This is a genomic window from Kocuria rosea (genome assembly GCF_023715525.1).
GTDB classification, from domain to species: domain Bacteria; phylum Actinomycetota; class Actinomycetes; order Actinomycetales; family Micrococcaceae; genus Kocuria; species Kocuria rosea_A.
Window position 1 is genome coordinate 139,470 of the sequence record NZ_JAMBOG010000001.1, and the last position, 12,846, is coordinate 152,315.

Here is a 12,846-nt window from a genome sequence, read left to right on the forward strand (position 1 = left end):
CGACGGCGGCCGATCTGTCAGTAAACTGTGCTTCGCGTCACTTCCCAGTCCCATCGCTCTCATCGATTGGCCGATCTCATGAAGAAGTCCGCTCTGCTCACCCTTCCCGCTCTCGCCCTCGGGGCCGCCGTGCTCTCGGCGGCGCCCGCCGCCGCGGCCGACAGCTGGTCCTTCCATGCCCAGCTCGCCCCGGTCAACAACAGCACGGCCGCCGGCCACGCCGTCGTGGACGTCACCGGCGACCAGGCGACGGTCACCGTCGAGGTCTCCGGCGCCCCCGCCCTGTTCCAGGGCGCCCCGTATCCGCACGGCCAGCACATCCACGCCGGTGGGCAGGGCGTGTGCGCGCCCCCCGCCGCGGACGCCGACGCCGACGGCGTGGTCAGCTCCATGGAGGGCGCGCCCTACACGGGCGGCATCGCCGTCTCCCTGACCACCGCCGGCGACGTGAGCCCCGCCTCGGGCGCGGCGGTCGACCGGTTCCCCGCCGGGGAGGCCTACACCTATCAGCGCACCATGACGCTGGACGCCGCGACGCTGGCCGCCCTGCAGGCCGGCAACGCGGTGATCAACATCCACGGGGCGGACCCGGCGGCGCTGTCGGCCGAGGCGCAGGCGAAGGTGAACCCGATGGCCCCGGCGCTGCCGCTGGCCACGGACGTCCCCATCGCCTGCGGCACGTTCCTGCCCACGCAGATGGAGCTGCCGCTGCCCGAGGGCCCGGCGGACACGGGAGTGGAGACGGCCGACGCGGGAGCCGGCGGGGTGGCCGTGCCGGCCGCCCTCGGCGCGCTCGCCGTGGGCACCGCGGGCGCCGCGGTCCTGGGCGTGCGCCGCCGGGCGGCCGGCCGCCGCTGAGCCGCGAGGCCCGGCCGGGCACCACGGCCCCGTGACGCACGCGGCCCTGCTGCCGGGCTCGGCCCGGCAGCAGGGCCGCGTGCGTCGGCGGACCCCGCCGCTCAGATGATCCCGTCCGTGAGGTGGTTGGGGGTGCCGAAGCGGTGGGCGGTGATGCTCACGGCCTGCTCGTGCAGGAACGGCAGCATCTCCACCCGCCCGGCCGCGGTGACGGGGTGGGCGTAGACGGCCACGTCCGGGCGGGACCCGGTGGCGGCGATGAATCCCGCGCGGTCCCCGCCGATCAGCCGCACGCGCCCGCCGCCGAGGCGCTCGGCCCCGGCCAGCCACGCGGCGTCGTCCTCGACGCGGATCCGCACGCCGCGGCCGGTGAGCACGGAGGCCACCGCGGCGGGCACCTCGCGTGCGGTGGAGACGGTGAGGGCGGAGCCGGCGCGCAGACCGGCCGCGAGGACCCGCAGCAGGTCGGCGAGGCGCTCGCCCTCGGACAGGCGCACCGTGACGTCCACCGGGAGGTAGCGGAAGAGGTTGCGCTCCGCGTAGAGGCCCGAGACGTCCTTGGCGGTGCCGAACTCCTCGGCCCAGGCGGCCTCGTCGCTGCGGGCCGCCTGCTCCAAGGTCTTCGCCTCGCCGTCGGTGAGACCGGCCGTCCCGGACCGGGCGGCCTTCAGCAGGCCGGCGACGGCGGTGTCGGCCACGGGACGTCCCGGCCCGCGCAGCGGCGCCGGCTCCCACTCGCCCAGGCCCATGAGGTAGTTCGGGCCGCCGGCCTTGGTGCCCGGCCCGACCGCCGACTTCTTCCACCCGCCGAAGGGCTGGCGCTGGACGATCGCCCCGGTGATCCCGCGGTTGACGTAGACGTTGCCGGCCTGGACGTTCTCCAGCCAGTAGCCGATCTCGGCCGGGTCCAGGGAGTGCAGACCGCCGGTGAGCCCGTAGTCGACCTCGTTCTGGATGGCCACGGCCTCCTCCAGGGTCTCGGCCGTCATCACGCCCAGCACCGGGCCGAAGTACTCGACCAGGTGGAACTCGGAGCCGCGCTGCACCCCGGAGCGCACGCCCGGGGACCAGAGCTTGCCCGACCCGTCGAGCTGCTGGGGCTCGATGAGCCAGGACTGGCCCTCCTCGAGGCTGGTCAGGGCGTGGAGCAGCTTGCCGGAGGCCTGCTCGGTGAGCGGGCCCATCTGCGCGGCCGGGTTGGTCGGGTAGTCCACGGTCAGCGACGTCACCGCGTCCACCAGCTGGTTGCGGAACCGGCGGGACTTCGCCACCGAGCCGACGAGGATCACCAGGGAGGCGGCCGAGCACTTCTGCCCGGCGTGGCCGAAGGCGGAGTAGGCGACGTCCTTGGCGGCGAGGTCGAAGTCGGCGCTGGGGGTGACGATGATCGCGTTCTTGCCCGAGGTCTCGGCCAGCAGCGGCAGGTCGGGGCGGAAGGTGCGGAACAGCTCGGCGGTCTCGTACGCCCCGGTGAGGATGAGCCGGTCCACGGCCGGGTGGCTGATCAGCTGCCGGCCCAGGGCCCGCTCCTCGAGGTCGACCAGGGCCAGCACCTGCCGGGGGATCCCGGAGGCATCCAGGGCCTCCCAGATCGCCTCCGCCACCACCGCACCGCAGCGCTTGGTGGGACCGGCCGGCTTGAACACCACCGGGGAGCCGGCGGCCAGGGCGGCCAGCACGGAGCCGGCCGGGATCGCCACGGGGAAGTTCCACGGCGGGGTCACCACGGTCAGCCGCGACGGCACGAAGCTCGCCCCGTCCACGGTGTCCAGTTCGCGGGCCCGCTCGGCGTAGTAGTGGGCGAAGTCGATGGCCTCGCTGACCTCCGGGTCGGCCTGGTCGAGGGTCTTGCCCGCCTCGGCGGCGGCGACCTCCAGGAACTCGGCACGGCGGGCAGCCAGGGCGTCCCCGGCGCGGTGGAGCACCTCGGCCCGCTGGGCGCCGGTCAGGCCCGCCCAGCCCCGGCCCTGCTCCAGGGCGGCCTCGACCACGCGCTCCAGTTGCTCCTCGGTCTGCACGCGGGCCGCGGTGACGGTCGCGACGCCGGCGGCGGAGCCGGGGACCCGCTCCAGGATGCCCCGGCCCCAGGCGCGGTTGGCGGCCACGGCAGGGTCGGTGTCCGGGGTGTTGGCGAAGCCCTCGCGCGGGGCGGGCGGCTCCGGCCGGGTCCGGTCCTGGACCCGGTTGGGCGCCGGGACGGTGTCGTCGAGGCCGGCCAGGGAGGCGAGGAAGCGGTTCTTCTCCCGGTTGAAGAGCTCCTCGTTGGCGGCCAGCTCGAAGACTGCGGACATGAAGTTCTCCTGGGACGCGCCCTCCTCGAGGCGGCGGATCAGGTAGGCGATGGCCACGTCGAACTCCTGCGGGTGCACCACGGGGGTGTAGAGCAGCAGGGACCCGACGTCGGCCTTGACGGCGGCGGCCTGGCCGGTGGCCATGCCCAGCAGCATCTCGAAGTCGACGGCCTCGGTGACCCCGCGCTCGGAGGCGAGCAGCCAGGCGAAGGCGATGTCGAAGAGGTTGTGCCCGGCCACGCCGATGCGGATGCCGTCGGCGTGGCCGGGCTGCAGCGCGTAGTTGAGGACGCGCTTGTAGTGGGTGTCCGAGTCCTGCTTGGTGGACCAGGTGGCCAGCGGCCAGTCGTGCAGGGACGCCTCGACCTGCTCCATCGGCAGGTTCGCGCCCTTGACCACGCGTACCTTGACGCGGGCGCCGCCGGCGGCGCGGCGGGCCTGCGCCCACTCCTGGAGGCGGATCATCGCCTCCAGGGCGTCGGGCAGGTAGGTCTGCAGGACGATCCCGGCCTCGAGGTGCTTGAACTGGGGCTGGTCGAGGATCCGGGTGAAGACCTCGATGGTGAGGTCCAGGTCCTTGTACTCCTCCATGTCCAGGTTGATGAACTTGGGGGCGGGGAACGAGGCGGCCCGCGCGTAGAGCGGCGTCAGCTTCTCGACGACCTCGGCCACGGCCTCGTCGAAGGCCCACGGGGAGTGCGGGGCGACGGTGGAGGAGACCTTGATGGAGACGTAGTCGACGTCGGGCCGGGCCAGCAGGTCGTGGGTGCCCTGCAGACGCCGCTCGGCCTCGTGGTCGCCGAGCACGGCCTCGCCCAGCAGGTTCACGTTGAGCCGGACGTCGTCCTTGCGGATCTTCGCGATGGACTTCCCCAGCTTGGCCTCGCTGGCGTCCACGATGAGGTGGCCGACCATCTCGCGCAGGGCCTTGCGCGCGGCGGGGATGACGACTTGGGGCGCGGCCGGGGCCAGCGCCCCGCCGGTGCGCACCGCCGCGCGCAGGTACCAGGGCAGGAAGGCGGGGACCTTCGGCGCCAGCCGGGCGAGGTTGCGGGCGGCGACCTTGATGTCCTCGGGGCGGATGACGCCGTCGACGAAGCCGACGGTGAACTCCAGCCCGCTGGGGTCCTTGAGCACGCCCGCGAGCTGCTCGCCGGAGGCGTCCACCGGGAACTGCTCCGCCTCGGTGAGCCACTTGCGCACGAGGGCGATGGCCTGCTCGGGGAGGGCGTCGGGGACGGGGGCGTGCGGGACGGTGCGCCCGGCGCCGGTCGCGGGGGGAGTGGGCGCGGCCGAGGGGGCGGGGATCGTGGTCATGAGAGCAGCTCCGGAAGTGGTGAGGGAAGCGTGGTGTCTACAACTATGGGGCTCAAGTCGATTCGGATAAAGTGATCTTTTGTGACTAATATCCGTCAGTATTTCTGAGCCATAGGAGAGCATCGTGCTGGACGTGCGAAGGCTGCGGCTGCTGCGGGAGCTGAAGCTGCGGGGGACGCTGGCCGAGGTGGCGGCGGCGCTGAACTTCAGCCCCTCGTCCGTGTCCCAGCAGCTGGCCCTGCTGGAGAAGGAGGCGGGGGTCGAGCTGCTGCGCAAGTCCGGGCGCCGCGTCCAGCTCACGCCCCAGGCGGAGATCCTCGTGGAGCACACCGCGGAGCTGCTGCGGACCCTCGAGCGCGCCGAGTCCGACCTCGCGGCCTCGCTGACCGCGGTGACGGGCACCGTCCGCGTGGCCGTCTTCCAGTCGGCCGCCCTCGCCCTGATGCCCGAGATGCTCGCCCTGGTGTCCGGGCGCCACCCGGAGGTGCGCGTCGAGATGGTCCAGCGCGAGCCGGAGACCGCGCTGCGGGAGACCTGGGAGCGGGACTTCGACCTGGTCGTGGCCGAGCAGTATCCCGGCCACGCCGCGCCCCACCACCCCGGCCTGGACCGCCGGACCCTCACCACGGACGCCATCCGCCTGGCGGTGCCGCCTGACTCGGAGGTCCGCCCCAGCGTGACCCTCGAGATGACCCGCGAGCTGCCCTGGGTGATGGAGCCGCGGGGCGCGGCGTCCCGGCACTGGGCGGAGCAGGCGTGCCGGCGGGCCGGGTTTGAGCCCGACGTGCGGTACGAGACCGCCGACCTGCAGACGCAGACCCGCCTGATCGCCTCCGGCAACGCGGTGGGGTTCATGCCGGACCTGCTCTGGGCCGGGGACCGGGCCCCCTGCCGCCTGCTCGACCTGCCGGAGGCGCCGCGGCGCACGATGTTCACCTCGGTGCGCGAGGCCAGCGCCCACCGCCCCGCGATCCTGGCCGTGCGGCGGGTGCTCGAGGAGGTCGCCGCGTCGCGCAGCTGGGTGGCCACGGGGGCCGGCGGCTGAGCGGGGGCTACTGCCCGGAGGCCGCCGGGCCCGCGAGCGCCCGGCGCAGCCGCTCGTCGGCGATCTGCTCGAGCAGCCACGGGCTGAGCAGGAAGGGCGCCGCCTCGGCGGCGGTGAACAGCTGCTTCGGGGTGATCCACGCGGTCTCGGCGACCTCCGAGGCCAGGGGGCTCGGCCGGCCGGTGGCGCGGGCCACGTAGACGGGGCAGAACTCGTTCTCCACGATCCCGGAGGAGTCCACGGCCCGGTAGCGGAACTCGGGCAGCACCTCCGTGACGTCCGTGACCGTGAAGCCGAGCTCCTCGCCCGCCCGGCGCGCGATCGTGGCCGCGAACTCCTCGCCCGGTCCCGGGTGGCCGCAGAAGCTGTTGGTCCACACGCCGGGCCAGGTCTTCTTGCCGAGGGCGCGGCGGGTCAGCAGCAGCCGGCCGTCGTCGTCGAGGACGTAGCAGGAGAAGGCGAGGTGCAGCGGGGTGTCCTCGGTGTGCACCTCGGCCTTCAGGGCCGTGCCGACGGGGCGGTGGGCGTCGTCGAGCAGGACGACTTCTTCGGGTGCCATGGGTCTCGTTCCGGTGGGCGGTGGGGCGGGTGCCCCCATTCTCGCAGGCGCGCCCGGGGAACGGAACGCGCCTCCGGGCCCGCCGGGTGGACAACGGGGTCCGTGCGGTCCACGATCGGGAACCATGCGACGACGTCGGCCCGCCCCCTCCCCCCTGCCCCTGCGGGAGGGCGTGGACCCGGTGCGCGTGCGCGTCCCGGCGGACGACGCCTCGGGGGCGGGCACGGTCCGGAACTGGCTCCTGGCCCGCTTCCCCGCCTCCGCCGGGGACCTGGAGGAGCTGTTCGCCTCCGGCGGGATCGTCGACGACGCCGGCCGGCCCCTCCCCCACGACGCCCCGCTCGTGCCCGGCGGCTCCCTCTGGTACCACCGGGCGCTGCCGGAGGAGCCCGAGCTGCCCGGGGACCTCCCGGTGCTCCACGAGGACGAGTGGCTGCTGGCGGTCGACAAGCCCCACGGCCTGCCCACCACCCCGCGCGGCGGGTTCGTGGCGCAGACGGCGCTGGTGAAGCTGCGCCGGTCCCGCCGCGAGGACCGGCTCTCGCCGCTGCACCGGCTGGACCGCGGCACCGCCGGGGTGCTGCTGCTCTCGCGCGACCCCGCGACCCGGGGCCGGTTCCAGAGCCTCTTCCAGGACCGGGCGGTGGCCAAGGAGTACGAGGCGGTGGCCGGTCACCGGCCCGACCTCGTCCTGCCGCGGACCGTCGAGTCGCGCATCGTCAAGGACCGCACGTCGCTGCAGGCGCGCGAGGTGCCCGGGCCCGTCAACGCGCGCACGCTCGTCGAGCGCGCCGGCGCGCCCTTCGCCGCCGGGGACGGGACGTGGGCGCGCTACGTGCTGCGCCCGCAGACGGGGCGCACGCACCAGCTGCGGGTGCACCTCGCCTCGCTGGGCGCGCCCATCCGGCACGACCCGCTCTACCCGCGGGTCCTCCCGCCCGGGGCCGGGGACCCGGCCCGCCCGCTGCAGCTGCTGGCCCGCCGGATCGCCCTCGTCCACCCGCTGACCGGCGAGGAGCTCGTGCTCGAGAGCCGGCGCAGCCTCGGCGGCGGGGAGCCGGCGTGAGCGCCCCGCCGCGCCCCGCCGGGCGGGCCGCCCCCACCCGGCGGCGGGCCCTGGGCCCCGACGTGGCGCGGGGACTGATGCTGTGGGTCATCGCGGTCGCCAACATCACGGTGTGGATCTGGTCGCCGGGCCCGGTGGGTGGGCCCCGCGCCCGTCCCCTGGGCGAGGGTGCCACGAGCAGCGCGTGGACCGCCGACGACGCCGTGAACCTGGGCATGTCGATGCTCGTGGACGGCCGCGGCTTCCCCCTGTTCTCGTTCCTGGTCGGCTACGGGGTGGGCCAGATCGCCGCCCGGGAGACGGCCCGCGGCGCCGCCCCGGCCGTGGTCCGCGCGCTGCTGCTGCGCCGCTACGGGTGGCTGCTGCCGATCGGGGCCGTGCACGCCTGCCTGCTCTTCCCCGGCGACATCATCACCGCCTACGCCCTGGGCGGGCTGGCCCTGGCCCTGCTGGTGGCCGACTCGACCCGCCTGCTCCTGGGCCTGGCGGGCGTGGGAACGGTGCTGATGGCCCTCTACGGCGCGGCCGCCGGCGTGATCGAGAACCCGCCGGCCGCGTTCCCGAGCCTGCTCGCGCCGAGCGCCGGGCAGTGGCTGGCGGACGGGCTGCTGGAGGGCGTCGTGGTGGTCGGCTTCGCCCCGTTCCAGCTGCTCGGCCTGTTCCCGATGATGCTGCTCGGCCTGGCCCTGAGCCGCCGGCGCGTCCTGGAGGACCCCGCGGCGCACCGGCGCGCGCTCGCCGCGGGCGCCGCCGCCGGGATCGCCGCGGGCCTGGTCACCGGCGCGGGGACGGGCCTGCTCACCACGGGGATGCTCGACCCCGCGACGGGGGTCCGGGCCGTGCTGACGGGCGCCGACGCCGTGGCCGGCGCCGCGCAGGGCATCGGCTACGCCCTCGTCGTGGCGCTGGTCTGCGACCGGGCGCTGCGCCGCGGCGCCGCCCCGCGAGCAGGGGGGGCGCGAGCAGCAGGGGCGCAGGCTCGGGAGGAGCTGGCGCCGGCCGCGGTGCGGGCCCGCGAGCACCCGCTCCTGTGGGCGCTGCAGGCCCTGGGCCGCCGGTCGATGAGCGGCTACCTGGCCCAGTCGGTGCTCTACACGCTGCTGCTGCCGCCGTTCGCGCTGGGCCTGGGACGGTCCCTGGACCCGGTGGCCGCCCTGTTCGCGGGCACGGCGGTGTGGCTGCTCACCCTGCTCGGGGCCGTGCTGCTGGAGCGGCGCGGCCTGCCCGGGCCCGCCGAGGCCCTGCACCGCCGGCTGCACCTCGGCCAGCGCATAGGCTCGTAGCCGTCGTCCGCCCGCCCGGTCCAGGAGCCGCCATGCCCACCGTCCCCGCCCCCGATCCGCTGCACCACCTCGCGTCCGGTCCGGCCGCGCGCGCCGACAAGGCCGCCCGCTCGGTGCGCGAGCTGTTCGCCGGCCGGGCCCTCGGCGTGCCCGGCACCCTGCTCGGCGCCCCGGCGCACCCGCGCCCGGAGTCGCGCCGGGCCCCGTGGCACTACTGGTGGCAGGCGCACCTGCTCGACGCCGTGGTCGACGCCGCCGTCCGGCACCTGGCCGCCGGGGACCGCGGCCGGGCGCAGGCGCTCCGGCGGGACGGGCACCGCCTGCTGCGGGGGATCGCGCTGCGCAGCGGCGGGCGGGTCGACGGCAACTCCTACTACGACGACATGGCGTGGCTGCTGCTGGCCGTGGGCCGGCTCAGCGCCCTGGACCGCGAGCTCGCCGGCCGCCCGGACACGGCGTGCCTGGACGCGGGCGCCGCCCTGCTCGCCCGGCTCGAGCAAGGCCACACCGGGGACCTGGGCGGCGGGGTCTTCTGGAACGACCGCCACGACTTCAAGAACACCGCGTCCTCGGCGCCGGCCGCCCTCGCCTTCGTGCGCACCCACCGCCCCGAGCAGGCGGCCGCGGTGCTGCGCTGGCTGGAGGACGTGCTGTGGGAGCCGCGCCGGAAGGTCTACCGGGACGGGGTGCGCCTGCTCGCGGCGGGCTCCGGCTCCGAGGTGACCCGGCTCGAGGAGGGCGTGTTCAGCTACAACTCCGGGCCCGTGCTGGGGGCGCTCCTGGAGCTCGCGGACGCCCCCGCCACCGGGGCCGGGGAGCGCGCCCGCCTGCTGGGGGCGGCGGCCGACGTCGTCGAGGGCGCCGCCGGGGCGTTCACCCGCGAGCTCGGCGGGCGGCTCGTGCTCGCCGGCCACGGGGGCGGGGACGCCGGCCTGTTCACCGGGATCCTGGCCCGCTACCTCGCGGACGCGGCGCGGCACCCGGGCCTGCCCGAGGAGTCCCGCAGCGCCGCCGCGGAGCTGGTGGCGGCGACCGCCGAGGCCCTGTGGGCCGGGCGGCGGGAGTTCGACCCCGCCGCGGACTTCCACGCGGCGGGGAGCCCGACGCCGGCGGCCGCGGGCGCGACGGTGGCGATCTTCTCCCCCGACCCGGCCCGCCCCGCCGACGAGGCCCAGCGCCCCGGGGTGCGGGTGGAGCTGTCCACGCAGGTGCAGGCGTGGACCGTGCTCGAGGCCGCCGCCCGGCTGGTCCGGGCGTGAGGCGGGTGCGGGCGCCGCGCGCTCCGCTGTCCGCTGAACCGGCGCTCCGGGCGGCCGGATGCGTGGCCGCACGCGCACTCGTGGGATAGAACAGCACTATGAATTTCCTGCGCACCCCCGATCCGAACCCCGGTTGGCTCAACGAGGAGGACCTGCGCGAGGCCCGGCGCCGGCTGCCCATGGTCTACGTGCAGGCCATCCCGGTGCGCCTGGACCCGCTCGGCTACCTCTCGGAGATCGGCCTGCTCCTGCAGTCCACCCCCCAGGGCGAGATGATGTACACCTTCGTCTCCGGGCGCGTGCTGTACCGCGAGACCATCCGGGCGGCGCTGCTGCGCCACCTCGAGAAGGATCTGGGGACCATGGCCTTCCCGCAGCTGCCGGTCTCCACCACGCCGTTCGCGGTCTCGGAGTTCTTCCCCTCCCCCTCGGAGACGGGCCTGACCGACGACCGCCAGCACGCCGTGGCGCTGAGCTACATCGTGCCCCTGCGCGGCGAGTGCAATCCGCGCCAGGACGCGCTGCAGCTGTCCTGGATGAGCCCCGAGGAGGCGCTCAGCCCCGAGGTGCAGGCGGAGTTCGCCGGCGGCCGCGGGGACCTGGTGCGCCAGGCCGTCGCCCACGCCGGCTGGGGCCGCTGAGCTCCCGCTCCTGCGCGGTGCGGGTGAGGTGGACGACGGCCAGCCCGCACAGCACGCCGATCACCGTCTCGACCGCCCGCGCCTGCAGCAGCTCGCCGGCGGGCGCCGGGTGCGCCAGCTGGGTCATCAGCAGGGCCAGCGGGGTGATGAACAGCAGGGCCACGCAGTAGTTGCGGCCCACGAACAGCTCCGCGAGGAACTGGAAGAGGACCACCAGCGCCACCACGTGCCACTGCTGCAGCGGCACCGCCAGCACCGCCGCGGAGACGCCCACGCCGCCCAGGGTGCCCACCACACGGTGGACGCCGCGCTGCATCCGCGCGCCCAGGTCCGGGGCCGCGATGGGGGCGGCGGCCGCGACCATGGCCCAGTAGGCGTGCGAGAGCCCGCCGGCCGAGCCCAGCGCCCCGGCCGCGGACGTGGCCAGGAGGAACCGGCCCCCGTGCGCCCACAGCTGCCCCGCCGTGAGCCCGTGGTGCTCAGCGACGGGGGCCACGGGCCCGGTCACCCCCTCCCCCGCCCAGCGGGACGCCGCGCCCAGGGCCACGGAGAGCGCGGCGGAGAGCGCCGCGACCAGCACGGCCTCCCCCACCGGGGCGGCGTGCTCCAGGCAGCCCACGGCGCCCACTGCGAAGACGAAGAACAGGGACCCGGCCGGCTTGAGCGTCCAGTGGGCCGCGGCCACCGCCCCGAGCCCGGCCGCCACCGCGGTGACGGCCAGCACCACCGCCTGCGGGAGCCCGTTCAGCGCCGCGCCGAGCGCGACGCACAGGACCATCAGCAGGCCCGCCCGGCCCTGGTGGCGGACGCGGGCGCGGAGGGGCTCGTGCCGGGCGTAGATCGAGGTGAACGCGCCGAAGGCCGCGTAGATGCCGAGGTCGGCGCGCCCGGCGGCGACGAGGGCGGCCAGGGGGACCGCCACCGACAGGGCGATGCGGGCCGCGGGCAGGTGGTCCCGCTGGGACGGGCGCAGGGCGAAGAACGCACGGATCGGGTGCACGGGGTCGGGGACCACCTCTCTGCGGGGCGACGGCCGGGGCGCCGGTCCCCTGCGCGGCAGGGTGGCCCCACAGCGTCGAACGCGCGCGGGACCGGCACCCTTCCGGGCGGGGTCCATGAGAAGGCTCACAGCGGGTCCGCCGCCCGGGTCCGGCCGCCACCGGGGTGCCGCACAATGGTCGGGTGAGCGCACCTGCCGAGACCCCCCTGTTCCCCGCCGCCCGCACCGCCTTCGGCTTCGCGGTGGACCACCGGCTCCGCGAGACCGCGAGGATCCCCGGCGAGCGCGTCGACGCCAACGGCGGGCCGTTCCTGGGCCGCACCGGGACCATCACGACCCCGCACGGGACGATCAGCACCCCCGCCTTCGTCCCGGTCGGCACCCAGGCGACGGTCAAGGCCGTCCTGCCCGAGTCCGTGCGGGAGCTCGGCGCGCAGGCCCTGCTCGCCAACGCCTACCACCTCTACCTCCAGCCCGGGGCCGAGGTGCTCGACGCCGCCGGCGGGCTGGGCGCGTTCATGAACTGGGGGGGCCCCACCTTCACGGACTCCGGCGGCTTCCAGGTCATGTCCCTGGGCTCGGGGTTCAAGAAGGTCATCGACATGTCGACGGTCGCGGCCTCCGCCGCCGGGGACGACGACGTCGCGACCGGCAAGGAGCGGATGGCCCACGTCGACGAGGACGGGGTCACGTTCCGGTCCCACATCAACGGGGACGTCCACCGGTTCACCCCGGAGATCTCCATGCAGGTCCAGCACCGGCTGGGGGCGGACATCATGTTCGCCTTCGACGAGCTCACGACGCTGCACAACTCCCGCGGCTACCAGGAGGCCTCCCTGGAGCGGACCCGCCGGTGGGCGCAGCGCTGCGTCGCCGAGCACGTCCGGCTCACCGGGGAGCGCACCGGCAAGCCGTACCAGGCGCTGTTCGGCGTGATCCAGGGCGCCCAGTACGAGGACCTGCGGCGCCGGGCGTGCCGCGACCTCGGCGCGATGGACTTCGACGGCTACGGGATCGGCGGGGCGCTGGAGAAGGACAACCTCGGCACGATCGTGCGCTGGTGCAACGAGGAGCTGCCCGAGGACCGGCCCCGGCACCTGCTGGGGATCTCCGAGCCGGACGACATCTTCATCGCCCTCGAGAACGGCGCCGACACCTTCGACTGCGTCTCCCCCACCCGGGTGGCCCGCAACGCGGCGGTCTACACCCCGGACGGGCGGTTCAACATCGACAACGCCCGGTTCCGCACGGACTTCGCCCCGGTCTTCGAGGGCTGCGACTGCTACACGTGCACGCACTACACGAGGGCGTACCTGCACCACCTGTTCAAGGCGAAGGAGCGGCTGTCGGCGACGCTCGCCTCGATCCACAACGAGCGCTTCGTCGTGCGCATGGTCGACGGCGCCCGCGAGGCCATGGCCGACGGGACGTACTTCGAGTACCGGGACGAGGTCCTGGGCCGCTACTACGCCGGCCGGTCCTGACGGCGCCCTGTCCCGCCCCTGCACCCCGGGCCTCCGGGTGCGG

The 12,846-nt window shown here is 75.5% G+C and carries 10 protein-coding genes; 7 read left to right on the forward strand and 3 right to left on the reverse strand.

Features of this window, described 5'->3' with window-relative positions:
• The first annotated feature begins 78 nt into the window (after positions 1–78).
• Positions 79–858 (forward strand): CHRD domain-containing protein, encoded by a 780-nt coding sequence (locus M3185_RS00665; RefSeq protein ID WP_251331746.1) that lies wholly within the window; start codon positions 79–81, stop codon positions 856–858.
• Positions 859–959: 101 nt separating this feature from the next.
• Here the strand turns inward: M3185_RS00665 and M3185_RS00670 are convergent, their stop codons facing one another.
• Positions 960–4,466 carry a bifunctional proline dehydrogenase/L-glutamate gamma-semialdehyde dehydrogenase gene (locus M3185_RS00670; protein ID WP_251331747.1) on the reverse strand — a complete coding sequence of 1,169 codons (3,507 nt, stop codon included), beginning with the start codon at positions 4,464–4,466 and terminating at the stop codon, positions 960–962.
• A gap of 124 nt (positions 4,467–4,590) precedes the next feature.
• Between M3185_RS00670 and M3185_RS00675 the strand changes: the two genes are divergently transcribed.
• Positions 4,591–5,511 (forward strand): LysR substrate-binding domain-containing protein, encoded by a 921-nt coding sequence (locus M3185_RS00675; protein WP_251331748.1) that lies wholly within the window; start codon positions 4,591–4,593, stop codon positions 5,509–5,511.
• Between the two features lie 7 nt (positions 5,512–5,518).
• Here M3185_RS00675 and idi read toward each other — a convergent pair whose 3' ends face one another.
• The gene (idi, locus tag M3185_RS00680) at positions 5,519–6,070 is read right to left on the reverse strand and encodes an isopentenyl-diphosphate Delta-isomerase (protein ID WP_251331749.1); all 552 of its coding nucleotides are present in this window, start codon (positions 6,068–6,070) and stop codon (positions 5,519–5,521) included.
• A gap of 124 nt (positions 6,071–6,194) precedes the next feature.
• On the opposite strand from idi, the gene M3185_RS00685 reads away from it, so the two are divergent.
• The 4 genes from M3185_RS00685 (at position 6,195) to M3185_RS00700 (ending at position 10,319) form a co-directional block, all read left to right on the forward strand.
• A complete protein-coding gene (locus M3185_RS00685; RefSeq protein WP_251331750.1) occupies positions 6,195–7,136 on the forward strand; it encodes a pseudouridine synthase in 942 nt (313 codons plus the stop codon).
• Complete coding sequence (locus M3185_RS17285) at positions 7,133–8,419, forward strand: DUF418 domain-containing protein (RefSeq protein ID WP_251331751.1); 1,287 nt, start codon at positions 7,133–7,135, stop codon at positions 8,417–8,419. The genes M3185_RS00685 and M3185_RS17285 overlap by 4 nt, the downstream gene beginning before the upstream one ends.
• A 32-nt stretch (positions 8,420–8,451) precedes the next feature.
• Positions 8,452–9,678, forward strand: a complete 1,227-nt coding sequence (locus tag M3185_RS00695) for a glycoside hydrolase family 76 protein (protein ID WP_251331752.1) — start codon at positions 8,452–8,454, stop codon at positions 9,676–9,678.
• A 98-nt stretch (positions 9,679–9,776) separates the two neighbouring features.
• Positions 9,777–10,319 carry an NUDIX hydrolase family protein gene (locus tag M3185_RS00700; RefSeq protein WP_251331753.1) on the forward strand — a complete coding sequence of 181 codons (543 nt, stop codon included), beginning with the start codon at positions 9,777–9,779 and terminating at the stop codon, positions 10,317–10,319.
• On the opposite strand, the gene M3185_RS00705 is transcribed toward M3185_RS00700, so the two are convergent.
• The gene (locus M3185_RS00705; RefSeq protein WP_251331754.1) at positions 10,234–11,319 is read right to left on the reverse strand and encodes an FUSC family protein; all 1,086 of its coding nucleotides are present in this window, start codon (positions 11,317–11,319) and stop codon (positions 10,234–10,236) included. The genes M3185_RS00700 and M3185_RS00705 overlap by 86 nt on opposite strands.
• Positions 11,320–11,501: 182 nt before the next feature.
• On the opposite strand from M3185_RS00705, the gene tgt reads away from it, so the two are divergent.
• Complete coding sequence (gene tgt / locus M3185_RS00710) at positions 11,502–12,803, forward strand: tRNA guanosine(34) transglycosylase Tgt (RefSeq protein ID WP_251331755.1); 1,302 nt, start codon at positions 11,502–11,504, stop codon at positions 12,801–12,803.
• The last annotated feature ends 43 nt before the right edge of the window (positions 12,804–12,846 follow it).

Excerpts from the sequence above, each read along its gene's own strand:
- M3185_RS00700 (WP_251331753.1), top strand. The coding sequence starts at position 9,777 with ATGAATTTCCTGCGCACCCCCGATCCGAACCCCGGTTGGCTCAACGAG.
- idi (WP_251331749.1), bottom strand. The coding sequence starts at position 6,070 with ATGGCACCCGAAGAAGTCGTCCTGCTCGACGACGCCCACCGCCCCGTC.
- M3185_RS00665 (WP_251331746.1), top strand. The coding sequence starts at position 79 with ATGAAGAAGTCCGCTCTGCTCACCCTTCCCGCTCTCGCCCTCGGGGCC.
- M3185_RS00695 (WP_251331752.1), top strand. The coding sequence starts at position 8,452 with ATGCCCACCGTCCCCGCCCCCGATCCGCTGCACCACCTCGCGTCCGGT.
- M3185_RS00670 (WP_251331747.1), bottom strand. The coding sequence starts at position 4,466 with ATGACCACGATCCCCGCCCCCTCGGCCGCGCCCACTCCCCCCGCGACC.
- M3185_RS00685 (WP_251331750.1), top strand. The coding sequence starts at position 6,195 with ATGCGACGACGTCGGCCCGCCCCCTCCCCCCTGCCCCTGCGGGAGGGC.